Source organism: Pseudomonas izuensis (assembly GCF_002356535.2).
Classification (GTDB): Bacteria; Pseudomonadota; Gammaproteobacteria; order Pseudomonadales; family Pseudomonadaceae; genus Aquipseudomonas; species Aquipseudomonas izuensis.
This window is the reverse complement of the sequence record NZ_AP017423.2, coordinates 208030-232892: the sequence shown is the minus strand read 5'-3', so window position 1 is coordinate 232892 and position 24863 is coordinate 208030. Positions and strand designations below refer to the sequence as shown.

Here is a 24863-nt window from a genome sequence, read left to right as displayed (position 1 = left end):
GACCTCTGGAGAAACACATGTCAATTTCTCAACACGTCGCGGTCATCACCAGCGATGAGCAAGCCCTGGTCGTCGCCAGCGACCTGGCCGAAGATTTCAAACGCGACAGCGCCCAGCGCGACCGTGAACGCCGTTTGCCATATCCGGAGCTGGAAGTGTTTTCCCGTTCGGGTCTGTGGGGCATCAGCGTGCCCAAAGAATACGGCGGCGCCGGTGTTTCCAACGTCACGCTGGCCAAGGTCATCGCGATGATTGCCCAGGCGGATGGCTCCCTCGGCCAGATCCCGCAGAACCATTTTTATGCCCTGGAAGTGCTGCGCGTGAACGGCAGCGAAGAGCAGAAAAAACGCCTGTACGCCGAAGTACTGGCGGGCCAACGCTTTGGTAATGCCCTCGCCGAGCTGGGCACCAAGACTGCCCATGACCGCGTGACCCGCCTGACCCACGACGGCAGTGGCTATCGCATCAACGGTCGCAAGTTCTACGCCACGGGCGCGATTTATGCCCAGCGCATCCCGACCTCGGTGGTGGATGAACAGGGCGTACAACAACTGGCGTTTGTCCCGCGCGACAGCAAAGGCCTGACGGTGATCGACGACTGGAGCGGCTTCGGCCAGCGCACCACCGGCAGCGGTTCGGTGGTGTTCGAGGATGTTTTTGTTGCGGCCGAAGATGTGATCCCGTTCCAGACCGCCTTCGAGCGCCCGACCCCGGTCGGCCCGCTGGCGCAGATTCTCCATGCCGCCATCGACACCGGCATCGCCCGTGCCGCCTATGAAGATGCGCTGCACTTCGTGCGCACCAAGACCCGGCCATGGATCGACGCCACACACGACACAGCCACTGAAGATCCGCTGACCCTCAAGAGCTTCGGCCATTTGAGCATCCGGCTGCACGCCACCGAAGCGTTGCTGGAACGTGCCGGAGAATTCCTCGACCAGGCCCAGGCCAACACCAATGCCGAGACCGTCGCCGCCGCCTCGATTGCGGTCGCCGAAGCCCGCGCCATCAGCACCGAGATTTCCCTCGCCGCCGGCACCACGCTGTTCGAGCTGGCCGGCAGCCAGGCGACCCTGCGCGAACACGGCCTGGATCGCCACTGGCGCAACGCACGGGTGCATACCCTGCACGACCCGGTGCGCTGGAAGTATCACGCCATCGGTAACTACTACCTCAACGATGAAAACCCGCCACTGCGGGGAACCATCTGATGACGGCCACTAAAAAGAAAATCCTGCTCAACGCGTTCAACATGAACTGCATCGGGCACATCAACCATGGCCTGTGGACCCATCCACGGGACACCTCGACCCAATACAAGACGATCGAATACTGGACCGAACTGGCGCAGCTGCTGGAGCGCGGGCTGTTCGACGGTTTGTTCATCGCCGACATCGTTGGTGTCTACGACGTCTACCAGAACTCGGTGGACGTGCCGCTGAAAGAGTCGATCCAGTTGCCGGTCAACGATCCGCTGCTGCTGGTGTCGGCGATGGCAGCGGTAACGAAGAACCTCGGTTTCGGCCTGACCGCCAACCTCACCTACGAGTCGCCGTACCTGTTCGCCCGGCGCATGTCGACCCTCGATCATCTGAGTCGCGGTCGTGTGGGCTGGAACATCGTCACTGGCTACCTCGACAGCGCCGCCAAGGCCATGGGCCTGAGCGAACAGGTCGAGCACGACCGTCGCTACGACCAGGCCGACGAGTACCTGGAGGTGCTCTACAAACTCTGGGAAGGCAGCTGGGAAAACGGAGCGGTGCTGAACGATCCGCAGAAACGCATCTACGCGCAGCCGGACAAAGTGCACAAGGTCGAGCACAAGGGCGAGTTCTATCAGGTGGAGGGTTATCACCTGTGCGAACCGTCACCGCAGCGCACGCCCGTGCTGTTCCAGGCCGGCAGCTCCGATCGTGGTTTGCTGTTTGCCGGGCGCCATGCCGAATGCGTGTTCATCAGCGGCCAGAACAAGCCGTCGACCAAGGTGCAGGTGGACAAGGTCCGCGCCAGCGCCGTCGAGGCCGGGCGCAACCCTGAGGACATCAAGGTGTTCATGGGCCTGAACGTGATTGTCGGTGCCACCGAAGAGCTGGCCTGGGCGAAGCACGCCGAGTACCTGAGCTACGCCAGTGCCGAGGCCGGCGTGGCGCATTTCTCGGCATCCACCGGGATCGACTTTTCCGAATACGCCATTGACGAACCGATCCAGTACGTGAAGAGCAACGCCATCCAGTCCGCCACCAAAAACCTGCAAAACAACGACTGGACCCGGCGCAAATTGCTCGAACAACACGCCCTCGGCGGACGCTACATCACCGTGGTCGGCTCGCCAGAGCAAGTGGCGGATGAGCTGGAATCGTGGATCGCCGAAACCGGGCTCGATGGCTTCAACCTGACGCGCATCGTCACGCCGGAGAGCTATGTGGATTTCATTGCTCTGGTGATACCGGAGCTGCAGCGGCGTGGGTCGTACAAGACGGCTTATGACGATGGCAGCTTGCGGGAAAAGCTGTTTCGCGAAGGGGCGCATTTGCCTGAGCAACATACGGGTTCGGCTTACCGCCGCTAAAAGCTTCGCTGGCAAGCCAGCTCCTACAGGTTTTTCGGGCGCTCACAAAATCCCTGTGGGAGCTGGCTTGTCAGCGATGAGGCCCGAATAAACACCCAAAATTTATGCACTGACTGGAAAAATCATCATGACCAAAAACCACTTCTCTCGCCCAGTCAAAGCACTGGCCCTGGCCCTCGGCCTCTTCAGCTCCATCACCTTCGCCGCCGACGCGCCGCTGAAAATAGGCACCACCGCCGCCTTCGCCATTCCCCTTGAAGCGGCGGTGGAAGAAGCCGGCAAACAAGGCCTGAAAGTCGAGCTCGTGGAGTTCAGCGACTGGATTGCACCGAACGTCAGCCTCGCCTCGGGTGACATCGACGTGAACTACTTCCAGCACATCCCGTTCCTGGAAAACGCCAAGGCGGCCTCCGGGTTTGACCTGGTGCCATTCGCACCAGGGATCATCAACAACGTCGGCCTCTACTCGAAGAAATTCAAAAGCTTCGACGAGCTGCCCGAGGGCGCGAGCGTGGCCATCGCCAACGATCCGATCAACAGCGGTCGCGGCTTGCAGTTGCTGGCCAAGGCCGGTTTGATCACCCTCAAACCGGGCGTCGGCTACAAGGCCACCGAAGAAGACATCATCGCCAATCCGAAGAAAATCAAGATCCTCCAGGTTGAAGCCGTGCAGCTGGTGCGCGCCTATGACGACGCCGATCTGGTGCAGGGCTATCCGGCCTACATTCGTCTGTCGAAGACCTTCGACGCTGGCTCGGCCCTGCTGTTCGACGGCCTGGATCACAAGGAGTACGTGATTCAGTTCGTGATCCAGCCCAAGAGCAAAACCGATCCGCGCCTGATCAAATTCGTCGACATCTACCAGCATTCGCCAGCTGTCCGCGCAGCGCTGGATAAAGCCCATGGCAAGCTCTATCAAGCCGGTTGGGAGAGCTGAGCATGACGGCTGCCACCCAACTGCGACTGGAAATTCCAGCGCCTCATCGAGCGATCCAGACTGAGCTGCACCCGGATCTGAATCACGCACATGTGCGCTTCATCAACCTGGGCAAAACCTACGAAGGCCAGCAAGGCCCGGTAGCCGCCCTGCACGGCATCGACCTGGCGATCCAGCGCGGTGAAGTGTTCGGCATCATCGGCCGCAGCGGCGCCGGAAAATCGTCGCTGATCCGCACCATCAACCGCCTCGAACAACCGAGCAGCGGTCGGGTGTTGATCGATCAGGTGGACATCGGCGAGTTCGATGAAGACCGTCTGGTGAAACTGCGCCGGCGCATCGGCATGATCTTTCAGCACTTCAATTTGATGTCGGCCAAGACCGTTTGGCAGAACGTCGAATTGCCGCTCAAGGTTGCCGGCGTATCGAAGGAACAGCGCGACCGTAAGGTCCGTGAATTGCTGGAACTGGTCGGCCTGGAAGCCAAGCACAAGGCCTATCCTTCGCAGCTGTCCGGTGGCCAGAAACAGCGCGTCGGCATCGCCCGCGCGCTGGTTCACGATCCGGCGATTCTGTTGTGCGACGAAGCCACGTCGGCGCTGGACCCGGAGACCACGCAATCGATTCTCGGCTTGCTGCGCGAGATCAACCGGCGCCTGGGCCTGACCATCATTTTGATCACCCACGAAATGGCGGTGATCCGCGAGATCTGTGATCGTGTGGTGGTCCTCGAACGCGGACGCGTGGTCGAACAGGGACCGGTCTGGGAGGTCTTCGGCAACCCGCAGCATGAGGTCAGCAAGACCTTGCTCGCACCTTTGCAGCATGCCCTGCCTTCCGAATTGCAAAGTCGTCTGCAGACGCAACCGCAATCCTCGGAGGATGCTGTGGTCCTGCGTCTGCAATTCACTGGAACGGCGCAGGACGAACCCGACATTGCCGCCCTGTTCAGTGCCCTCGGTGGCCGCGTACGCCTGCTGCAGGGTGGCGTGGAAAGGATTCAGGGCCATGCGCTGGGGCAACTGCTGCTGGCGGTGACCGGCTCGTCCCTGAGCGCCGAACAATTGCGTCAGCGCGCAAGCCAATGGGCGCAACAAGTGGAGGTGCTGGGCTATGTGGTTTGATCGCTTGCTGCAAGGCTTTATCGATACGTTTTTGATGGTCGGCGTGTCGTCGTTGATCGCACTGTTGGCGGGCATTCCGCTGGCGGTGATTCTGGTCACCAGCTCGAAGGGCGGCATCTACGAGGCCCCGACGGTGAACCGTGCACTGGGTGCGTTCGTGAACCTGTTTCGCTCGATTCCGTTCCTGATTCTGATGGTGGCGCTGATTCCCTTCACCCGACTGATTGTCGGCACCACCTACGGAGTTTGGGCGGCCGTGGTGCCGCTGACCATCGCGGCCACGCCGTTCTTTGCGCGGATTGCCGAAGTCAGTTTGCGCGAGGTGGATCACGGGTTGATCGAAGCGGCACAGGCCATGGGCTGCCGGCGTCAGCACATTGTTTGGCATGTGCTGTTGCCTGAAGCGCTGCCGGGGATTGTCGGCGGGTTCACCATCACTTTGGTGACCATGATCAACTCCTCGGCCATGGCCGGGGCGATTGGTGCCGGTGGGCTGGGGGACATTGCGTATCGGTATGGGTATCAGCGCTTTGACAGCCAGATCATGCTGACGGTGATTGTGTTGCTGGTGGTGTTGGTGGCGGTGATTCAGCTGGGCGGGGATCGCCTGGCGCGGGGCCTGAACAAGCGTTGAGCCTGGTGGCCAACGGTGCACTTTGTGGCGAGGGAGCTTGCTCCCGCTCGATTGCGCAGCCATCGTAAAACCTGCCTCCCACATTTTCCTGACACACCCTATTGAAGGTTTGGGGGCTGCTTCGCAGCCCAGCGGGAGCAAGCTCCCTCGCCACAAGAGCCACTTCGCAACAGGTAAGTTTTCTCACAAGAAAATCAGCTTTTCCGAAGGCCCTATCCCTTTCCTTTGCAGGACATTTCCTAGATCATTTCGCCCGCTTGCGCCTGCCAAATCCGGTGGCTAGTCTCGGCCGGTCACTGCTCATCAGTGATCGGGTTTAGTAGCCCGGAACAATAGGCGCATAGCGTTTCCATGCTCATGTCCGGCGATTTGCCGCATGCAGAAATATGGTGGCTGTGCGTGGGGTACCTTCGGGTACACCGGTTTTTCCTATTGACCGGCCTACTAACCTGCGTACAGCCGCCACCCAACGTTTAGTAGGCGAAAAGTGACGGCTCCCATGCAGCAATAGGAGCAACACTCATGGAAAAATCCGTTCCCGATCCACCAGAAACCTCCTCCGACGAAGCCCTCACTGACGACCTGCTCAGAGACCGCTCCGCCCTCTACCGCGCCATCGATTTCTACCTCACCGGCGATCAGCCCTCACCACCCGACGAACTGCGGTTCTACAACGTCAGCAAGGACGTGAGCTTCGAAGACACTCAGCTCTACATCGCCGATCTGCTGCGCTGTGCATCGGTGACCGCCTATCAGTGCGGCGACCACCTCAAGGGTGCCGACCGGGCCATGGTGTTTTCGGTGTGGCATTTGCTGGAGATTGCCAAGGCGATGGTGGACCGGTCGATTGAGTGTTTGGGGATGAAGCACGACTGAGTCTGCACCACCGCCATCGCGAGCAAGCTTTGCTTCCACAGGGGTACGCGATCAACTGTGGGAGCAAAGCTTGCTCGCGATGGGCTGCGCAGCAGGCCCCGGCGCCATGGCGTATATTCGGCAAATCCCAATCGCCTGCGCAGCCCACCATGAAACAGACCCCCACCGACCTCGACCAGATCACTTCCACCACCCTGGCCCATTACAACGCGGTGGCCGATAGTTTTCGTGAAGGCACCCGTGATCACGACGTCAGCCAGAACATCGATGCGCTGATGCGGCATATCCAGGGCGAGGCGCCATTCGACATTCTCGATTTTGGCTGCGGACCGGGTCGTGACTTGCAGACGTTCACTCGCATGGGCCACACCGCCGTCGGCCTCGATGGTTCGGAAAAATTTGCGCAGATGGCCCGTGAGGACAGCGGTTGCGAGGTTTGGCAACAGGACTTTTTGAAGCTCGATCTGCCGGACGAACGCTTCGACGGGATTTTCGCCAATGCGGTGTTGTTCCATATCCCTCGTCAGGAGTTGCCACGGGTCTTGCAGGAATTGCGCGCGACATTGAAGCCCGGTGGCGTGTTGTTCAGTTCCAACCCCCGTGGCGAGAATCAGGAAGGCTGGAACGGGCCGCGTTATGGGGCGTATCACGACCTGGCGGCGTGGCAGCAGTTGCTGACCGAGGCGGGGTTTGTGGAGCTTGAGCATTACTACCGGCCGGCGGGGTTGCCGCGGGAGCAGCAGCCTTGGTTGGCGAGTGTCTGGCGTAAATCTGCGTAGGCAGTTCGGCCGCCTTCGCTGGCAAGCCAGCTCCTACAGGAGCTGGCTTGCCAGCGATGCTCTTCAGGGCGAAGAAGCAACCTGATAGCTCACCACCGTCCCATCCCCTCCAAACGCAGTGATGCTTTGCCCCACTAGCCTCTGGCCTTCAGCCTCACGTTCACGCCCAGCAAAATTAGCCACCAATCGTGTGCCATCGGCAAAGGTGGTCTGCTGCACCAACCGATCCTCACTTAGCCATCGGAAGTCGGTCATCGCTTGGGTCGCCAGACGCTCGTGCAGAGGCCGGAAGAAGGCATCCTGACGCGCCATCACCGGCAGCCGCTGCTTCAAGGTTTCGGCACTCAGGTGATACAGCGGCGGTACGTTGTAGAGCAACTGGGCCAGTTCGTTTTCCACCCGCACATTGCTCAGTTTCAGACTGTCGAACAACCAGTGATGAGTAGTGATGACCGAACCGTGGAACACCGTTTGATAGAGTGGCAAGCGCGTTTGCGGGGCAAAATGCACTGTTCGATAGGGTTCCTTGAGTGGCACAGCCTTGAAGAACACTTGAGGCTGCTCATTGGGGAACCAGCGGCCCAGGTAATACTCGGACTCCGAATTTTTGCTCATGTCCGGATCGCCCCAGCCGATGACCGGCGTTTGCATGCCATGGGCAAACAGAATGCCCTGCGAGGTGGTGGCGTTGCCATCTTCCGAACCCGTGGGCAACTGCAGGGTTTCATTCACCCAGCGCGCCGCGTCGATATTGCCCTCGGCGTTTTGAGCCTGGGTCAAGGTAGCGCCTGTTCGATAGCTGTCGAACAGCATGCCGGTGGCGTAGGCATCGAGAAACCAGCTATTGAATCCCGCGCGCGCCTGTACCGCCTTGATGCGGGCCTCAAGCAATGGCCGTACACAACGCGGATCGGTGTAGTGCCCTGATTGCTGAAAGCCGCTTTTGAACTGCCCGCCACTCAAGACAATCGCACAGTCACGGTTGGCCCCAGAGCCCAGGTGCGCCGTGGCCCAGTCCGGATTTTCACTGGCACTGAGCGCGGTTTCGTAGGAGTCGTACGGCGCCAGCAAATACCCTTGCGCGACAGCCTCGCGCACCGTCTCGGGGTGCCAGAGACCACCCTCCCAACCTTCACCGAGCCCTATCCACAGCCGCGAAAGTCCTGCGGCTTTCAGCTGTTCAAAGGTACCCGTCGACAAGCTGCTGCCCCAATGTTCAGGGGATGCGGTGAGTGCTTCGGCAAATTCACTGGCCAACTCCTTGCGCAACTGGCCGTAACCCTCGGCGAGTTTCTGCATGTCCGGCTCGACGACCGCCTGCCAGCCCCTTCGCGCCAGGGTGTTGAGCGCGCCGTTCAAGCCCCTCAACAGGGTGGTCTGTTGGTATCGGTTCAATGGCGATCTTGCGGTACTCAGAATCTCGCGGGCTTGAGCGTCGAGACCACGGCGCAAGTCGCTAGCCAGCACGCTGTTGCCTCGCATCAGCGTCAACAACGCCGACCAACTGCGCACGTCGTTCGGTCCGAGCAGGTCGTTGCTCCACAAATAAACATGGCTGGCCCCCAGGAGCTTTTTGGCTTCAGGAGTCTTCAGCAGTTTGTCGCTCAAGGCTTCGTATCGCCCGTTATCGACCAACCATTGCCGATAGCGCTTGGGCCCGGCCAACAGATCGGCCTCCCCCAACGACAGTTTGAACGTTAGCGGTGCAGTGGGCTCAAGGGAGGTGAATTGGTGATGGGCAGTCAGGGCAAGGGTGTTGTTTTCGGCGCTGAAGGTCAGGCGATTGTTGTAAGGAGTGGTCATCAGCCAGTTCAACGTGAAACCACCGTGATCAATGCCCCACAGCGGCAGACTCAGATCCTGAGTGGTGTTGAATGCCCCCTGATCGAGCAGAAACTTCTGCCACAGCGAGTCACCCGTCGGTACGTAATGTCCCTCCGCGAGCGGCCAGATCAGGCCTTTGCCCATGGCACTGCCAACTTGGTGGAGGAAGTTCAGCTCGCCAGGATCGCGGGCCGTGATGGACAGGGACAGATCTCGCCCATCGAGGACGGCACTGAGCGTCCAGGCGGCGTCATCCCATTGCCAGTCCATGCGATCAGTACCTTGTTTGAGGTCGCTGACCTTGTGCCCGACAACGCCTGCCGAGGCTTGCACGGGCGAGTGTTGCGCGGGAGTGACGCGAATCGCCAGCGTGGCGGGATCGAGTTCGATGCGCCACAGTGGGTTTTCCAGCGCGTTGGCTGCCAACGCCTGGGACCACAGCAATACGCCGAGCAACAATGCGCAGCGTAAGTAATGAGCCATGCACGACATCGGAAAATCCCTCTTCGCAGTGGAAGAGGGAAGCTACAACAGCCCGACGACGCTGTAAGTAGGACCGTTCCCAAAATTCCTTTCAGCAACCATTGGCACACCGTTGCCTGTACTGGCCTCATCGCGAGCAGGCTCGCTCCTACAATGGATCTCGCCGAACACAAATTTTATGTCCACCAAAGATCAACTGTGGGAGCGAGCCTGCTCGCGATGAGCGCGAAGCGCTCGCCTCTATGCCACCTCTTTCTTCGGCTCGCGAATTTTGTACCAGGCCACATACAGCGCCGGCAGAAACAGCAACGTCAGCAGCGTGGCGATGATGATGCCGCCGATCATCGCGTAGGCCATCGGTCCCCAGAACACTTCCCGGGCAATCGGGATCATGCCCAGGCTCGCGGCCGCCGCGGTCAGCAGAATCGGTCGACGACGGTGCTCGGTGGCTTGCACCACGGCATCCCACTGTGATGAGCCTGCGTCCACAAACTCGTCGATCTGGGTCACAAGGATCACCGAGTTGCGGATGATGATGCCGATCAGCGCCAGGATCCCCAAAATCGCCACAAAGCCCATTGGCGTACCGGTCGGCACCAGCGCGATCACCACGCCGATCAAGCCCAGTGGCGCCACGCTGGCCACCAGGAACATTTTCTGCACGCTGTGCAGTTGGATCATCAGGAAGGTGGCCATCAAAAACAGCATCAACGGCACGACCTTGGCAATCGGCCCCTGGGCCTTGCTGCTTTCCTCTACCGTACCGCCGGTGGCGACCTTGTAGCCCACCGGCAACGCGGCGGCGAATTTGTCGATGTCCGGCTTGAGCAAGGCCACCAGGTCGGTGGGTTGAATCTCGCCCAGTGTCGCGGCCTTGATGGTCACCGTTGGTTTGCGGTCGCGACGCCACACCAGTGGCTGCTCCAGTTCGTAGCGCACGGTGGCAAATGCCAGCAGCGGAATCGAGGTGCCGCCCGGCGTGACGATCTGCAGGTTTTGCAGGGTTTCCGACGAGCCACGTTCAGCATCCACCGCGCGGCCGACCACGTTGATCAGGTAGATGTCATCGTCGACCTGGGTCACCGTCGAGCCGCTGACGATGCTGTTCATCAGGTTCGCCACATCTTCGGAAGACAGGCCAAGCTGGCGTGCCTTGTCCTGGGCGATGTCGATGCGCAAGACCTTGCCCGGTTCGTTCCAGTCGAAAATGATCTCGCCGATGTGCGGGCTCTTGTCCAGTTCGCTGGCCAGATCGATGGCGTGCTTTCGCACCTGATCGATGTCACTGCCACTGACCCGATACTGAATCGGCCGCCCGACCGGCGGGCCCATTTCCAGCGCCTGCACGTAGCTGCCGATGCCGACGAAGTCCTTGCGCAGACGTTCGCGCAGGCGATCGCTGAGCACTTTGCGCGACTCGAACCCTTTGCTGACGATCACCAGTTGCGCGTAATACGGGTTCTGCAATTGCTGGTCCAAAGGCAGGTAGAAACGAATCGCACCCTGGCCGATGTAGGTACTCCAGCGCACGATGTCCGGGTCACCCTTGAGCGTCGCTTCGAGCTTGTCCACGGCCTTGCGGGTTTCGTCGATGGAGGCGTTTTGCGGCAGGTTCAGGTCCACCAGGATTTCCGGGCGATCCGAGGACGGGAAGAACTGGTTTTGCACAAAGCCCATGCCCAACACCGACAGCACAAACAGCAGCACGGTGATGCCGATGGCCCACCAGCGATTGCGCAGGCTCCACAGCAAACCACCATTGAACGCCCGCCCCAGACGCCCAGGCTCCGCCGAATGCGGTTTCACTTGGGTGCTGAGGATGTGCACGCCGATCACCGGGGCGAACAGCACTGCGACAATCCACGAGACGATCATCGCCACAGCGATCACTGCAAACAAGGTGAAGGTGTATTCGCCGGCAGAGCTGGCATTGAGGCCAATCGGCACGAAACCGGCGACGGTCACCAGCGTACCGGTGAGCATCGGAAAGGCTGTCGAGGTGTAGGCAAAGGTTGCCGCCTGCTCCTTGGTGTCGCCCAGCTCCAGACGCGAGACCATCATCTCGACGGTGATCATTGCGTCATCCACCAACAGACCCAGGGCAATGATCAGCGCGCCGAGGGAAATCCGCTGCATGGTAATGCCGCTGTATTCCATGAACACAAAGACCATCGCCAGCACCAGCGGGATCGAACACGCCACCACCAACCCTGCGCGCACGCCGAGGCTGATAAAGCTGACGACCAATACGATCACCACCGCTTCGAACAGCGCACTGGTGAAACCGCCGACCGCCTCTTCCACCACCTCAGCCTGGTCGGACACGTTGTGCACGCCTACACCCACCGGCAAGTCTGCGGTCAGCTCATTGATGCGCTGGTGCAACGCCTTGCCGAACACCTGTATGTTGCCGCCCTTCTGCATGGCGATGGCCAGGCCGATGGCTTGCTGACCATTGAAGCGAAACTCAGGTGTCATTGGGTCGACATAGCCACGCTGAATATCGGCGACATCGGCCAGACGATAGAAACGGTTGTTAAGCCGCAGGTTGACGTTGGCCAGGTCCTTTTCAGAAGCGAACTGACCGGAGGTGCGCACGGAAATCCGCTCCGGGCCAGCCTCAATCACCCCGGCCGGGGTCACGGCGTTCTCTTTTTGCAGGCTCTGCACGACCTGCGCTTCATCGATGCCCAGCGCCGCCAGTTTGCGCGTCGAGAAGTTCAGGTAAAGGACTTCATCCTGCTGGCCGACCATTTCGATCTTGCCCAGCCCCGGCACATTGTGGATCTCCGCGCGGGCCTGCTCGACGTAGTCACGCAACTGACGCATCGTCAAACCGTCGGCGGTAAAGGCATAGACCGAGCCGAACACATCACCGAATTCGTCGTTGAACGCCGGCCCCTGGATGCCCTGGGGAAACTGGCCCTTGATGTCGCCGATCTTCTTGCGCACCTGGTACCAGATCTCCGGAATGTCCTTGGCCTTGGTGGTGTCACGCAGGTTCACGTAGACCGTGGACTCGCCGGGGCGTGTGTAGCTTTTCACGTAGTCGAGGGAGTCGAGCTCCTCGAGTTTTTTCTCGATGCGGTCGGTGACCTGCTTGAGGGTTTCTTCCTGGGTCGCACCGGGCCAGCGACTCTGGATAACCATGGTTTTGATGGTGAAGGAAGGGTCTTCCTCGCGGCCCAGGTTCATGTACGAGAACACGCCCATCAGCAAGGCGACGAACATCAGGTACCAGACAAACGACTGATGCTTGAGCGCCCATTCGGATAAGTTGAAACTCCCTTTCATTGCGCGCTGTCCTCGTCGACTTTCACTTTCTGCCCCGGTTTGAGGCTGTTGACACCGGCAGTGACGATACGGTCACCGTTCTTCACGCCGTAGGCCAGCACCACGCTGTTGTCGGTGCGGCTGATAACGCTGACATCCCGAGGCGACACGGTTTGCGTCTGTGGATCGACGACCCAGATCCGGGGTTTGCCTTCGACCTCCTGCAAGGCGGTCAAGGGCAGTTCGATGCGTGGTTTGACAGTCGAGCTCAAGGTCACGCTGATCGCCGTGCCCAGACGAAATGCGGTGGGTGTCTCGGTCAAGGTCAGGCGTGCGCGCCGGGTACGGGTGGTGCTTTCGGCCTGGGGTTCGATTTCCCGCACAGTGGCCGTGGTGGTGATTTGCGGGTTCAACTGCGAGGCGACCTGGAACACTACATCCTTGGGCAACTGGTCGATCAGGGTGTCCGGCAGATCGATCACCGCTTCCTTGATGTCCGGTTGTGCCAGGGTCACCACCTGCTGACCGGCGGTGACGGTTTGCCCGGCTTCGGCATTCCACGCCGTGACCACGGCCTTGTGATCGGTGCGCAACTCTACGTAGTTGAGCTGATCCCTGGCCTGGTTGACCGCGGCCCTGGCCTGATCGAGGGACGCCTGGGTGGTTTTCAGGTCGGTTTGCGCAGCGTCCAGTTGCGCCTGTGAGCCCACGCCGCGATCGAACAGATCCTGCTGGCGCCGGGCGGTGGCTTGGGCGTTGATGAACTGCGCCTGGACGCTCGCCAGATCACCCTCTGCCGAGCGCAATTGGTTCTGCTGGTCGGTGGGATCGAGCGAGGCCAGCAAGGCGCCTTTTTCGACTTCCGCACCAACGTCGACAGCGCGGCTGGCAATGCGTCCGGGCACCCGGAAGCCGACATTGCTTTCGTAGCGAGCCTGGATGTTGCCCGCAAAACGCCCCAGGTTTTCCTCGCCCAATGCCTGCACCTTGATCGACAACACCGGACGTACTGGCTCCGGCGGTGGTTCTTTTTTCGAGCAGGCCACCAGCATCAAACCGGCGAACACCAGTAACAGACGCTTCATGGCTGAGCCTCCTTGGCCAGGTCCTTGTAGGTGTTTTCGGCGACTTCCACCTTCACACCGGGGTGCAACAACTGGCCACCGGCGATGACGACTTTTTCGCCACCCTTCAGACCGGCGCTGATGATGACTTTGCCGGTCAGGTAGCGGCCGACGGTGACGGGATGCAGTTGCGCCTTGCCCTCCCCATCCACCAGCCACACGGCGGGATCGCTGACTTTCTTGGTCAGCGCCGACCACGGCAATTCCACCGCAGCTTTGCCGCGGGTCGTGCCGGTTGCACTCACCACCGAACCCAGCTGCATGCCCTGGGGCAAGTTGCCCAAGGTGATCTTGACCTGCACCGTGCCCGTCTGTTCGGAGACCGACGGGGTGATTTCCCGAACAGTGCCGGTGGTTTTGATCGCCGGGTTATCGAGCAGGCTGACCACCACCGTTCGGTCCGCCGGCGGTTCGATCAGCAACGACTCGTAGACGTTGAACACCGCGTCGCGCTCGCCGTCCTGGGCCAGGCTGAAAATCGGCACCGTGGCCTGTACCACCTGGCCGACTTCGGCCTGACGCGCCGTGATAATGCCCGGTGCATCAGAGATCAACGCGGTGTAACTCAATTGTTCACGGGCATTGGCCAACTGCGCCTGGGCGGCCGCCAGCGAGCTTTGGCTACTGCGCAAGGCGGCCTGGGCGGAATCGAATTCACTTTGACTGGTGTAACCCTTGGGCAGGAGTTTTTGCTGACGCACGAAAGCCGCCGCGTTCTGCTTGACCTTGGCCTGTTCGGCAACGACCTGGGCCTGGGCCGAGTCGAGGCTGGTTTGCAGATCCTTGGGATCAAGCCGGGCAAGCACTTGCTTGGCGGAAATCCGGTCGCCGACATCGACCGTACGCTGGATGATCTTGCCGCCGACGCGGAACGACAGTTCGGTCTGCACCCGTGCCTGTACATCGCCGGTCAAGGTGACGCTGGCGGCGTAATCGGACGGTTTCACCTCTTGGACGAAAACCCGTGGCCGGTCCTTCTCCACTGGTTTTTTTTCATCGCAGGCCGTCAGCAGGGCCAACAGGCTCAGGCCAACGACTATTTTCAATCCGGGACCAGCCATGCAGACTCCTTTGCGTTTAACGGGCGCGATTCGTCTGTCAGCTTAGAACAGGGATTCAGGGGCGCACCCGATGCATGTCAAAAAAGCCCGGCTTTGTAGTTTTGTGTGTGGCCAGGCCCAGCGCTACACGGAGTTGCGGCGAATACGCTTCCCCATAGTGCCTACGCCAGAAGGGGAATGTGAGGGAAAGGGAAACTGTGAAGTACTAGTCGGGCTGGCGGTCAGGGGGGGAGCTGTTGCACCTGCAAACGGATCTGGAGACAAAGGTGGGGCAGAAGCTAAAGGCGAGGATGGTGATGTCGATTGGCTGATCGATACACGCCCTCTGCTCTCGACAAAATGCTTCAACGCAGGAATGGTCTTCGGATCACGCGCAGCCCAAAATGACCCCATTCGCGCCGAAAATGTAACGGCGCCCAGTCCTAACGCGATCATGCCAAAAATCGCCGCGGCCTCGGTGTCCTTGTTGATAGCCGCCACGGCGGCACCAACGCCCGTAACAGCCGCAAGCATTGTCGTGACGCCAGCAATGGTCGAGCCTGCGGCACCCAGCGTGACTCTACCCGGTAACTGCCCCGCCGCCCCCCACTGCAATGCGTCCTTTGCCAGCTTAAAGGGAATAGCAGGCTCAAAAACAATACGGGCGTTAAACACACTGAAAAGGCTGGTGACAAGCCTGGAAAACTGCCCCGTCGGATCACTGAAATTCACCGGGTCCCCCTGACAGTACGCATACGCATTCAGCCCACCCCGCCCAAACGGACTCAACCGATCCGGACTGTTGAACCGCATCAATACCGGGTTGAACGCGCGATGCCCATTGCCCAGCAAATAATGCCCGGTGAGCCGATCGACCGCCTCGCCGTTGAAACCCAGAAGACTGCCCAGACCATTCTCGGCCTTTCGATGACCGTAGGCGGTATAAACCTGACGCACCGAGCCACTCGTCCCGGTGACCTGCAACACGGAACGCTGCTGATCGATTGCCAGCAGTTCACTATTGAGCACATCGTCCTGACATGATTGCAGCGCCAGCAGTTGCATGTCGTGCTGGAACACACTCTGGCTGGCCTGACCTTGCAGCTCAGTCGTCAGATGTTTATGGCGGTAAAAACGTTGCAGCTTTTCCTGCCCAGCAGGCTCGCGCCCGATCAGTTGATCCAGAGCGTCATAGCGATACCGGCACACCTCTGTTTTCAGCATCATGATGCCCCTCCTTCCGATGTATTGAGCTTGCACCTTCAAAAGAGTCAGGACACCTAGCAGAACTGCTAGTACTGTCGCGGCAACGCAACTATTTTTAGTGCACGACAAAAACCGTTGGATGCGCTGGAACAAGCCTAAGGAAGCACTCCATGCTCAATACCCTCGCGGTGGCCAATTATCGCTCGATCAACAAACTAGTGATTCCACTGGGTCGATTGAACCTGATTACCGGTCCAAACGGCAGCGGCAAATCCAACCTCTATCGTGCGCTGCGCCTGCTGGCTGAAACCGCTCAGGGCGGGGTGGTCAATGCGCTGGCCCGCGAGGGTGGGCTGGATTCGACCTTTTGGGCCGGCCCGGAAACCATCACGCGGCGCATGCAAAAGGCTGAGGTGCCGATCGAGTCGACAGTGCGCAAAGGCGTGAAGCGTTTGCGGCTGGGGTTTGCCGGGGAAGGCTTCGGTTACGCCATCAGCCTGGGGCTACCCGATTCCAACGGTCATTTCATGTTGCCCGAACACACTTTACCCATCCCTTCACGATTCAGTCTCGACCCACAAATCAAGCGTGAATGCATCTGGTCCGGACCGTTCTACCGTCCGGCCAGCCTACTGGTGGATCGGGACGGCCCGATGATCCGCTCCCGGGCCGACCGTAGCTGGGACGTGTTGGCTCAGCACACGCCGAATTTCGACAGCCTCTTCGACCAGGTCGGCAGCCTGCGAACCTCACCGGAAGTGCTGGAGATGCGCGAGTTCATCCGCCGCTGGCGCTTCTACGATCATTTTCGCAGTGACGCCGATGCGCCGGTGCGCCAGCCACAGCTGGGCACCCGCACCCCGGTGCTGCACCACGATGGCAGGGACCTGGCGGCGGCGTTGCAGACCATCATCGAAATCGGCGAACCCGAGGCATTGCGAGCCGCGATCAGCGATGCGTTTCCCGGTGCACGCCTGCACATCGAGCCGCTGCCCGGCGGACGCTTTGCGATCGAGTTTTATCAGGAAGGTTTGTTGCGCCCGCTGTCGGCGGCTGAGTTGTCGGATGGCACGTTGCGGTATTTGCTGCTGGTGGCGGCGCTGTTGACGCCCCGGCCACCGACATTGATGGTGCTGAACGAACCCGAAACCAGCCTGCATCCGGATCTGTTGCCGGCGTTGGCGCGGCTGATTATTCGCGCGTCGGAGCAGTGTCAGGTGTGGGTGGTTTCCCATGCACGGCGGTTGATTTCGGCCTTGCAGGAGGACCCGGAATGCAATTGCATCGTGCTGGAGAAAAACCTCGGCCAGACCGGGATCGTCGGGCAGCGGATGCTGGATGAGCCGGCTTGGCATTGGCCGGATTAGGCGGTGCCTGAAAAATCCATTCGCGAGCAGGCTCGCTCCCACAAGGGTCTTGTGAACGCCACAGATCCAATGTGGGAGCGAGCCTGCTCGCGAAGGCGTCAGTAAGATCGCTGCAGAAACCAGAGGATTATCCCTGCCACTTCCCACCCTCGACAATCACACTCTCAGGCTTGGTGTCATCGCTCAATTCCTTGCGCACATACTGGTCGTACAGCTTGAGCAGATACTTGTCCTCACCCAGTTTCGCCAACTCGGCATTGACCCAGTCGCGCAGTTCAACGTTGCCCTTCTTCACCGCTGGCGCAATTGGCGCTTCTGCGCCCAGGGTCTGGCTCAATACCCGGTAGCCAGGGTTTTGCTTGGCCCAGCTGAACAGCACCAGGTTGTCTTGTGCATAGGCATCGCCACGACCATTGGCCAGGGCTTGCAAGGACTCGGAGTTTTTCTCGAACTTGAGCAATTTCCAGTCCGGGTGGTTTTTGGTCAGCCAAATGTCGGCCGTGGTGCCCGTGGTGACGATGGTGGTGCGGGTCGCCAGGTCATCGAGGTTTTTCACCGCGCTGCCCTGAGGCACCAGCGCCTGGACCGCAACCTTGAGGTTCGGGTTGGTGAATTCCACCGCTTCCTTGCGCTCCGGGGTGACGGTCATGTTAGCCAGGATCAGATCAACCTTGTCGCTTTGCAGGAATGGAATCCGGCTGGCCGGCTCCACGGCGACGAACTCGACCTTGTTTTCATCGCCCAGCAGATCCTTGGCGAATTGGCGGCCGATGTCGGTATCGAAACCGACGTAACGCCCGGCTTCATTGACGAAACCGAACGGCGGTTTGTCGGTGAAGACGCCCACGATCAGCTTGTCCCGTGCCTTGATTTTTTCCAGATAACTGGCGCTTTCGCTGGCGACTTTCGGCTTCGCCGGTTCTTCGGTTTTGTTGCAGCCGGCCAGCAGCGCAAAGCCCAGCAGCGGGAGAAGCAAGAGTGAAGACTTGGCAGTTTTCATGACAGTTCCAGTTCCTTTGTTTGAGTCGTTTTGGGTAGTGCGGCGACATAGGAGAATTTCTCCAGGAACTGCTGCGCTCGTGCGGTTTGCGGGTTCGTAAAGAAGATCTCGGGAGGGTTTTGCTCGAGGATGCACCCGGCATCCATGAACACTATTCGATCGGCCACGGCGCGGGCGAAGGCCATTTCGTGGGTGACAATCAACAGGGTCATGCCCTCGCGGGCCAGGCCTTGAATGACTTCCAGCACTTCCTTGACCATTTCCGGGTCAAGGGCGGCGGTGACTTCATCGAACAACATGACCTTGGGGTTCATGCACAGCGAACGGACGATGGCGATGCGTTGTTGCTGACCGCCGGAAAGCTGTCGTGGATAAGCATCACGCTTGTCCGAAAGCCCCACGCGTTCAAGCAAGGCTTCAGCCTGGACCCGGGCTTCACGGCGGTCACGTTTCTGCACCTTGAGCGGACCCAGCAGCAGGTTGTCGAGCACGCTCATGTGCGGGAACAGGTGATAACTCTGGAACACCATGCCGATCTGCTGGCGCACTTCGCGCCAGTCGGTGGCCTTGTCCAGCAGTTCACGGCCGGCAAATTTCAGGCTGCCACTGTGGGCGTTTTCCAGACCGTTGAGGCAACGCAACAAGGTACTTTTGCCACAACCGCTGGGGCCGAGAATGACGATGACTTCGCCCGGTTTCACACTCAGGTCGATGCCCTTGAGCACCTGCTGATCACCGAAGAATTTGTTGAAACCCTTGAACTCGATCAATGCGCTCATGCTTGCGTCCAGCGCCGCTCCAGCACACGCGAGGCGGCCGACAACGGGTAGCAAATGAAAAAGAAAAACAGGAAAAGAGCGCCGTAGATCAGCACCGATTCGTAGGTGCGCTCGATGATTTGCTGGCCGACCTTGATCACATCCACCACCCCAATCAGCACGGCCAGGGAGCTGGTCTTGATGATCCGCGTATAAACGTTGATGGTCGGCGGCGTCAGGCGTTTCAGCGCTTGTGGCAGTAGCACGTAGCCGTAGAGCTGCGCTGCGTCCAGGCCGATCGACAGGCCGGCTTCGCGCTGTCCGCGCGGCAACGACTGCAACGCACCGCGCACCACCTCACCCACCTCGCTGGCGCCCCATAACGAGAGCACCAGCACCGCGCACCAGAAGCTCGGAATGCTCACGCCAAAAAAGATCGGCAGGCCGAAGAACAGCAAGTACAACCAGACCAGCACCGGAATCGCCCGGAACAGTTCCAGGTAGACCCGCAGGACCACGTTCAGCCACTTCACATCCAGTGTGCGCAACACACCGTAAAGCACGCCGCCGACGGTGCTGATGGCAATGCTCAGGAAAGAAATCGACAGGGTTTGCAGCGCGCCCTTGCCCAGTTGCGGCAACGACACCCACAACAACTCAAGACCCGAACTGGCCATGCTGGAGCCTCCTTTCCAGACGGCTGAGCAACAGCGACAACGGCAAGAACAGCAGCACGCAAATCAGCGTCAGCACGGCGAGCATTTCGTAGGTTTTGTAATACAGCGCGATGTAACTCTTGGTGGTGTAGAGAATCTCCGGCACCGCCACCGCCGAGACCACGGTGGTTTCCTTGAGCAGGAAAATGAAATTGGCGAACAGCGACGGCAGGCTGAGGATGCCGGCCTGCGGCAGGATCACGTAGCGCAGCAATTGCCCGTGGGAAAGGCCGATGGAGCGACCGGATTCCAATTGTGCCTGGGGCACGGCATCCACGCCGGCACGCAGCACTTCCGTGAGGTAGGCGCCGCCGAGGAAGGTCATGGTGATGATCGCCGCGGCAAAACCCGAGACCTTGATGCCCAGTGCCGGCAAGGCGAAGTAGACGAAGAACAGTTGAATCAGCAGCGGTGTGTTGCGCGCCAGCTCGACATACAGGCCGACCAGTCGCTGAAGGTAAGGCGTACGAAATACCAGGATCGCCGCGTTGATCAGCGCCACCAGCAGAGATGTGCCAATGGCGATGAATCCAACCTGCAGCGTCACGCCCACGGCCTTGAGAAACGCCGGCAAAGTGCTGAGGATAAAAGCGTAATCGAAGTCCATTGAACATCCTGGACGCCGCTCGGTAAGCGACGGTGGCGCAGTCCATGGGCAGTGGATAACTGCCCGGCAAGCACCAACTTTAAAGGTATAAGAAATAGAATTTAAATACCGTTAAAGCATATTGATATCACGCAAAAAACTATCCAAATGGATTGCCAGGGCGGTGGAGACGACTGTTTTCTCTCCTGAGGCGAACTGATCCCCTGTGGGAGCGAGCCTGCTCGCGAAAGCGGTCTGTCAGCCAACATTGATACCAACTGACACGGCCTCTTCGCGAGCAGGCTCGCTCCCACATGGGTTTCGTGGACGCAAAAAAACGCCGACGCTGTATCAGCCGTCGGCGTTGGAAACCTTGAAGGGGTTGCCTCGCGAATCAGAACGCCGGCAGTACCGCGCCGCTGTACTTCTTCTCGATGAATGCTTTCACTTCCGGGCTGGTCAGGGCCTTGGCCAGTTTCTGGATGGCAACGCTGTCCTTGTTGTCCGGACGGGCCACCAGGAAGTTCACGTAAGGCGAATCCGCGCCTTCGATCACCAGTGCGTCTTTAGCCGGGTTCAGACCCGCTTCCAGCGCGTAGTTGGTGTTGATCATGTCCAGGTCGACCTGATCCAGCACACGCGGCAACATCGCGGACTCAAGCTCCTTGAACTTGAAGTTGTGCGGGTTCTTGGCGATGTCTTTCGGGGTTGCCAGGGCGTTTTTCGGGTCTTTCAACTCGATCAGGCCAGCCTTCTGCAGCAGGATCAGGGCACGGCCGCTGTTGCTGCCTTCGTTAGGGATGGCAATGGTCGCGCCGTCTTTGAGCTCGGCCAGGGTTTTGACTTTCTTCGAGTAGCCACCGAAGGGTTCAACGTGAACACCGATGACGGTTTCCAGGTGAGTGCCTTTGCCTTCGTTGAAGCTTTTCAGGTACGGCAGGGTCTGGAAGTAGTTGGCGTCCAGACGCTTCTGGTCGACCTGCACGTTCGGCTGAACGTAGTCGGTGAAGACTTTGATTTCCAGGTCCACGCCTTCTTTGGCGAGGGTTGGCTTGATCAGTTCAAGAATCTCGGCGTGTGGAATCGGGGTCGCCGCAACCACCAGTTTCTCGCCAGCCTGGGCCAGGCCCGCAGTCAGGGCAGCCGCCAGTGCGGTGAACAACAGAACCTTTTTCATGCAGTGTCCTTATCGAAAATCACGGTCGCTTGTGGCGACGGCTAAAAATGAAAGTGCCAGTGAAATGCTATCGCTGGCGTGAAGCGGACAATACCGGGATTTTTTATTCCCGAACAATATCTTTTATTCACTTTCATATTCCATTTTGTTCATACAGCTCTAACCCGTTGGTTGGACGCTATCTGTGGGAGCACAGCTTGCTCGCGATGGCGTCCTCCCGACAGACCGAGTCGCCTGAATCGCGAGCAAGCTTTGCGCCTACGGAAGAAGGCCGGCGTCTTTAAGTATTTGTTTCAGGGCGTCTTTTTCGGCGTCGGAGGCGTTGTCCAGAATCTGTTTGAGCTGCTGTTCGATCCGCGCCACACCTTCATCCGGCAACTTCAAATGCTCCGGGAGTATCTCGTCGCCGGTGCTGACCAGCAGCGCAAAGTGGATGACGTTTTCCAGCTCCCGGGTATTGCCCGGCCAGCGGTGTCGCTCCAGTACACGTTGCGCGGCCTCGCTGATCAGCGGTACCGGCAAATCCAGGCGCTGGCTGTAGATGCCGAGGAAATACTCTGCCAACGACAGAATATCGCCCACCCGCTCACGCAGCGCCGGCAGTTCGAGCTGACCTTCGCTGAGGTAGTGATAGAGCCGCTCATGGAATTTACCCGCCGCAACCGCCTGGGCCAGGTCGATGCTGGTGGCGGCGACCAGACGCACATCCACCGGGCTTGGCTGATGCGCACCGACGCGAGTGACTTCGTGATTTTCCAGTGCGGCGAGCAATTTGATCTGAATCGGCAGCGGCAAGTCGCCGATTTCGTCCAGATACAAGGTGCCACCGTTGGCCGAACCGAACCAGCCGGCACGACTGCTGGCCGAGCCGCTGTAACCGCCCGCGGCATAACCGAACAATTCGGCATCGGCGTAAGTCGGGCTGATCGCGCCGCAATTGACCGAGACGAACAGCCCGCCGCGATCACTGGCGCGATGGATGTGCCGCGCCAACAACTCCTTGCCGGTGCCGGTTTCACCACGGATCAGCACCGAGATCGAACGCGGTGCCAGTTGCTCCAGCTCCTGGCGCAATTGCCGTGAGCGTGGATCGACGAACACCAGCGCCTTGGCGCGGATGCTCAGAGGACTTTTTTCGGCGTCGGGAAAGGTCAGCAGCGGCTGACCGAAGGTTTCAAAGCTCATGGCAGTCTCCCGCCCAAAACCGCCGGGAGACGGGGGGCGTTGAAAAAAAGATTCAGGCACGGCGCAGGGCGTGGTGTTCCATGCGGTTTTGCAGGCGATAGAGATAGGCAAATCCCTGCTCCCAGCGCTGGTGACCGGACTTCACGTTGATGTGCCCGGCACCTGCCAGGATCCCCGCCTCCGCGCCCCAGTTACGCGCCAGCTCCAGCGCTCGCGACGCACTGACGGCGGCGTCGTTGTCGGAGCTGACCACCTGGCTCGGAAACGGCAATAGATCGGTCGGAATCGGCGCGAAGTTGCGCAGTGCCGGCGCGCAAGCCGGACGCTCGACGTCCGCCGGAGCGACCAGCAAGGCACCGCGAACCTGACGCAAAAACTGCAACGGCGCGGTCGCTGCCCAATGGGCGACGGTGATGCAGCCCAGACTATGGGCAATCAGGATCACCGGGGTGCTGTCGGCGGCAATCGCCTCGGCCAGTGCCGCGACCCAGTCTTCACGACGTGGTGTCAGCCAGTCGGCCTGCTCCACCCGTGCGCTGTTCGGCAGGCTGCTCTGCCAATGGCTTTGCCAATGATCTTCTGGCGATCCTTGCCAGCCCGGCACAATCAGGTAGCGAATTGATTCATTGCGCATGGGGAACTCTCCTGCTGCGTGTCTGTTCCCGGTCGAGTATAGGGAGGAGAGTTATATTCGTTAAGGAATAAGAAGCTATTTATTAAGACCTATATCGAATATAAACCCTGTAGGAGCTGGCTTGCCAGCGAAGGCGGTGTATCAGCCAACATCGTTATCGCCTGACAGGGCGCATTCGCTGGCAAGCCAGCTCCTACAAGGGCTGTGTGGAATAAAAAAGGGGCCGCACCCTGCCAAGGAGACGGCCCCGGAAACTCAAAACCTGCCAGCGTTGATCAACAACCCTGAAGCGGATGATTGGTGAAATTGGTTATCCAATAAAGGAATATTTAATTACTTTAATAGACCCTGATTGCATAAGCCATTGCCCCCACGGCAACCGCCAATCATCGTTGCTTGCATCACAACCTAGCGCCTCTTTGGGTCAAAATGATGACCAATGTCTTCGTTTTTGAGTTTCCCGGTGCGTTGCTCAGACCTGAGCGGCACGCACCTGCTGCGGTTCTGCCGCTTCCTTGCGCACAAACCGGTTCGCCCGACCGAACGTACCGATATCGTTGAAGCGCACGCCCATCTCGCGCATCACTTTGTGCGCCACCGGTGCAGTCATCTGGCGGATGTAGAACGGCTCCTTCACCACGAAGTGATGAATCCCGTGGGTGCTGCCGAAATTGAAGCAGAACGCCTGCAACGGCCACAGCCACCAAGCGTTCAACACCTGACACTGCTGCATCACGTTGCCCGGCTCCACGTCGCCGTAGTAGTGCATGTTCGAGCTGATGAAGTGCAGGCAGAAGGTGCGCAACACGTTCGGACCGATGATCACCACGACGGCGATGTCGATGACCTGCATCGCCGACAACGTGGTCGCCGACCATTCAATCGGTGCCCCCAGCAAATGGGCAATACCGTTGGCCGCGTGGAACCCGAGGAACACATACCACGCGCCCCAATGCATCAGCGCCAGCGGTGCATAGACCTTCAGGGCGCGCATGGCGATGCTGAGTTTTTGCGCCGCGGTTGGCGCCCGCAGCATGCGGATAAACGCCGACATCACGTTGTCGCCGACCATCAACAACCGGGCGATGCCCCAAGGCTCGCCGTTGGTGATCGCCCGCTCTTCCATATCGGTTTCCGTGCCGGAGACCTTGTGGTGATTGAGGTGCAGATGACGGCGAATCCACGGATTGATGGTGCTCGGCCGCGCCAGCCAGACCAGGCCCATCATCAGGTTGTGTGGCACCCGTTGTTTGCGAAAGTACATGCTGTGAATCAGATCGTGTTCGAGCTCGTGGGTCAGCGAAGCGAAAAAACCGTTGAGCAACAGGCACGCCCACCAGGCCATATGCCCCGTCATGTAGAGCGCCGCCGAACCGATCATCCCGGCCAGCGCGAAGGCCAGAATGCCCGCGCCCAGGGCATCCTGGTGGTTGAGAATCGGGTAGCGCTCGCGCAATTCGACGCCTTTGGCCAGCACCACTTGGCGAATATGCGCTGAGCGCTGGGTTGCATTCAGTCGCTGGGGACTTGCAGAAGTACCTTGCATGCTTCCATCCTCTGGTTATTGATGT

The 24863-nt window shown here is 59.6% G+C and carries 21 protein-coding genes; 8 read left to right on the top strand and 13 right to left on the bottom strand.

What is annotated here, in order from left to right:
* Positions 1-17: 17 nt before the first annotated feature.
* The 7 genes from LAB08_RS01055 to LAB08_RS01025 all read left to right on the top strand — a co-directional run bounded on the left by LAB08_RS01055 (position 18) and on the right by LAB08_RS01025 (position 6919).
* Positions 18-1211, top strand: coding sequence for an SfnB family sulfur acquisition oxidoreductase (locus LAB08_RS01055; protein ID WP_096513933.1), 1194 nt, complete (start codon positions 18-20; stop codon positions 1209-1211).
* Positions 1211-2569, top strand: coding sequence for an LLM class flavin-dependent oxidoreductase (locus LAB08_RS01050; protein WP_096513934.1), 1359 nt, complete (start codon positions 1211-1213; stop codon positions 2567-2569). The genes LAB08_RS01055 and LAB08_RS01050 overlap by 1 nt, the downstream gene beginning before the upstream one ends.
* A 127-nt stretch (positions 2570-2696) precedes the next feature.
* Positions 2697-3506 (top strand): MetQ/NlpA family ABC transporter substrate-binding protein, encoded by an 810-nt coding sequence (locus LAB08_RS01045; protein ID WP_096513935.1) that lies wholly within the window; start codon positions 2697-2699, stop codon positions 3504-3506.
* A 2-nt stretch (positions 3507-3508) separates the two neighbouring features.
* On the top strand, positions 3509-4630 hold the full coding sequence (locus LAB08_RS01040; RefSeq protein ID WP_096513936.1) for a methionine ABC transporter ATP-binding protein: 1122 nt from the start codon (positions 3509-3511) through the stop codon (positions 4628-4630).
* Positions 4620-5264: a methionine ABC transporter permease gene (locus tag LAB08_RS01035; protein WP_096513937.1), complete on the top strand. Its 645-nt coding sequence runs from the start codon at positions 4620-4622 to the stop codon at positions 5262-5264. The genes LAB08_RS01040 and LAB08_RS01035 overlap by 11 nt, the downstream gene beginning before the upstream one ends.
* Positions 5265-5786: 522 nt before the next feature.
* A complete protein-coding gene (locus LAB08_RS01030; protein WP_096513939.1) occupies positions 5787-6140 on the top strand; it encodes a DUF6124 family protein in 354 nt (117 codons plus the stop codon).
* 149 nt (positions 6141-6289) lie between these two features.
* Positions 6290-6919: a class I SAM-dependent methyltransferase gene (locus tag LAB08_RS01025; RefSeq protein WP_096513940.1), complete on the top strand. Its 630-nt coding sequence runs from the start codon at positions 6290-6292 to the stop codon at positions 6917-6919.
* Between the two features lie 63 nt (positions 6920-6982).
* Here LAB08_RS01025 and LAB08_RS01020 read toward each other — a convergent pair whose 3' ends face one another.
* From LAB08_RS01020 to LAB08_RS01000, 5 genes are all read right to left on the bottom strand, one after another.
* Entirely contained in the window at positions 6983-9235 is a 2253-nt protein-coding gene (locus LAB08_RS01020) for a glycoside hydrolase (RefSeq protein WP_096513941.1), read from the bottom strand.
* A gap of 231 nt (positions 9236-9466) precedes the next feature.
* Entirely contained in the window at positions 9467-12520 is a 3054-nt protein-coding gene (locus LAB08_RS01015; protein ID WP_096513942.1) for an efflux RND transporter permease subunit, read from the bottom strand.
* A complete protein-coding gene (locus LAB08_RS01010) occupies positions 12517-13584 on the bottom strand; it encodes an efflux RND transporter periplasmic adaptor subunit (RefSeq protein WP_096513943.1) in 1068 nt (355 codons plus the stop codon). Before LAB08_RS01010 ends, LAB08_RS01015 begins: the two co-directional genes overlap by 4 nt.
* Positions 13581-14684 (bottom strand): efflux RND transporter periplasmic adaptor subunit, encoded by a 1104-nt coding sequence (locus LAB08_RS01005; RefSeq protein ID WP_096513944.1) that lies wholly within the window; start codon positions 14682-14684, stop codon positions 13581-13583. Before LAB08_RS01005 ends, LAB08_RS01010 begins: the two co-directional genes overlap by 4 nt.
* Before the next feature lie 123 nt (positions 14685-14807).
* The gene (locus LAB08_RS01000; RefSeq protein WP_096513945.1) at positions 14808-15890 is read right to left on the bottom strand and encodes an RHS repeat-associated core domain-containing protein; all 1083 of its coding nucleotides are present in this window, start codon (positions 15888-15890) and stop codon (positions 14808-14810) included.
* 149 nt (positions 15891-16039) lie between these two features.
* Between LAB08_RS01000 and LAB08_RS00995 the strand changes: the two genes are divergently transcribed.
* Positions 16040-17236 carry an AAA family ATPase gene (locus LAB08_RS00995; protein WP_096513946.1) on the top strand — a complete coding sequence of 399 codons (1197 nt, stop codon included), beginning with the start codon at positions 16040-16042 and terminating at the stop codon, positions 17234-17236.
* Positions 17237-17363: 127 nt separating this feature from the next.
* Here LAB08_RS00995 and LAB08_RS00990 read toward each other — a convergent pair whose 3' ends face one another.
* The 8 genes from LAB08_RS00990 to LAB08_RS00955 form a co-directional block, all read right to left on the bottom strand.
* A complete protein-coding gene (locus tag LAB08_RS00990; protein WP_096513947.1) occupies positions 17364-18236 on the bottom strand; it encodes a transporter substrate-binding domain-containing protein in 873 nt (290 codons plus the stop codon).
* Positions 18233-19015, bottom strand: coding sequence for an amino acid ABC transporter ATP-binding protein (locus tag LAB08_RS00985; protein WP_096513948.1), 783 nt, complete (start codon positions 19013-19015; stop codon positions 18233-18235). Before LAB08_RS00985 ends, LAB08_RS00990 begins: the two co-directional genes overlap by 4 nt.
* Positions 19012-19671, bottom strand: a complete 660-nt coding sequence (locus LAB08_RS00980) for an amino acid ABC transporter permease (protein WP_096513949.1) — start codon at positions 19669-19671, stop codon at positions 19012-19014. The genes LAB08_RS00985 and LAB08_RS00980 overlap by 4 nt, the downstream gene beginning before the upstream one ends.
* Positions 19652-20317, bottom strand: coding sequence for an amino acid ABC transporter permease (locus LAB08_RS00975; protein ID WP_096513950.1), 666 nt, complete (start codon positions 20315-20317; stop codon positions 19652-19654). Before LAB08_RS00975 ends, LAB08_RS00980 begins: the two co-directional genes overlap by 20 nt.
* A 373-nt stretch (positions 20318-20690) precedes the next feature.
* On the bottom strand, positions 20691-21473 hold the full coding sequence (locus tag LAB08_RS00970) for a MetQ/NlpA family ABC transporter substrate-binding protein (RefSeq protein ID WP_007983099.1): 783 nt from the start codon (positions 21471-21473) through the stop codon (positions 20691-20693).
* A 258-nt stretch (positions 21474-21731) separates the two neighbouring features.
* Positions 21732-22658 (bottom strand): sigma 54-interacting transcriptional regulator, encoded by a 927-nt coding sequence (locus tag LAB08_RS00965; RefSeq protein ID WP_096513951.1) that lies wholly within the window; start codon positions 22656-22658, stop codon positions 21732-21734.
* Between the two features lie 52 nt (positions 22659-22710).
* Positions 22711-23292 (bottom strand): alpha/beta hydrolase, encoded by a 582-nt coding sequence (locus LAB08_RS00960; protein ID WP_096513952.1) that lies wholly within the window; start codon positions 23290-23292, stop codon positions 22711-22713.
* A 472-nt stretch (positions 23293-23764) separates the two neighbouring features.
* Complete coding sequence (locus tag LAB08_RS00955) at positions 23765-24838, bottom strand: fatty acid desaturase (protein WP_096513953.1); 1074 nt, start codon at positions 24836-24838, stop codon at positions 23765-23767.
* Positions 24839-24863 lie beyond the last annotated feature (25 nt).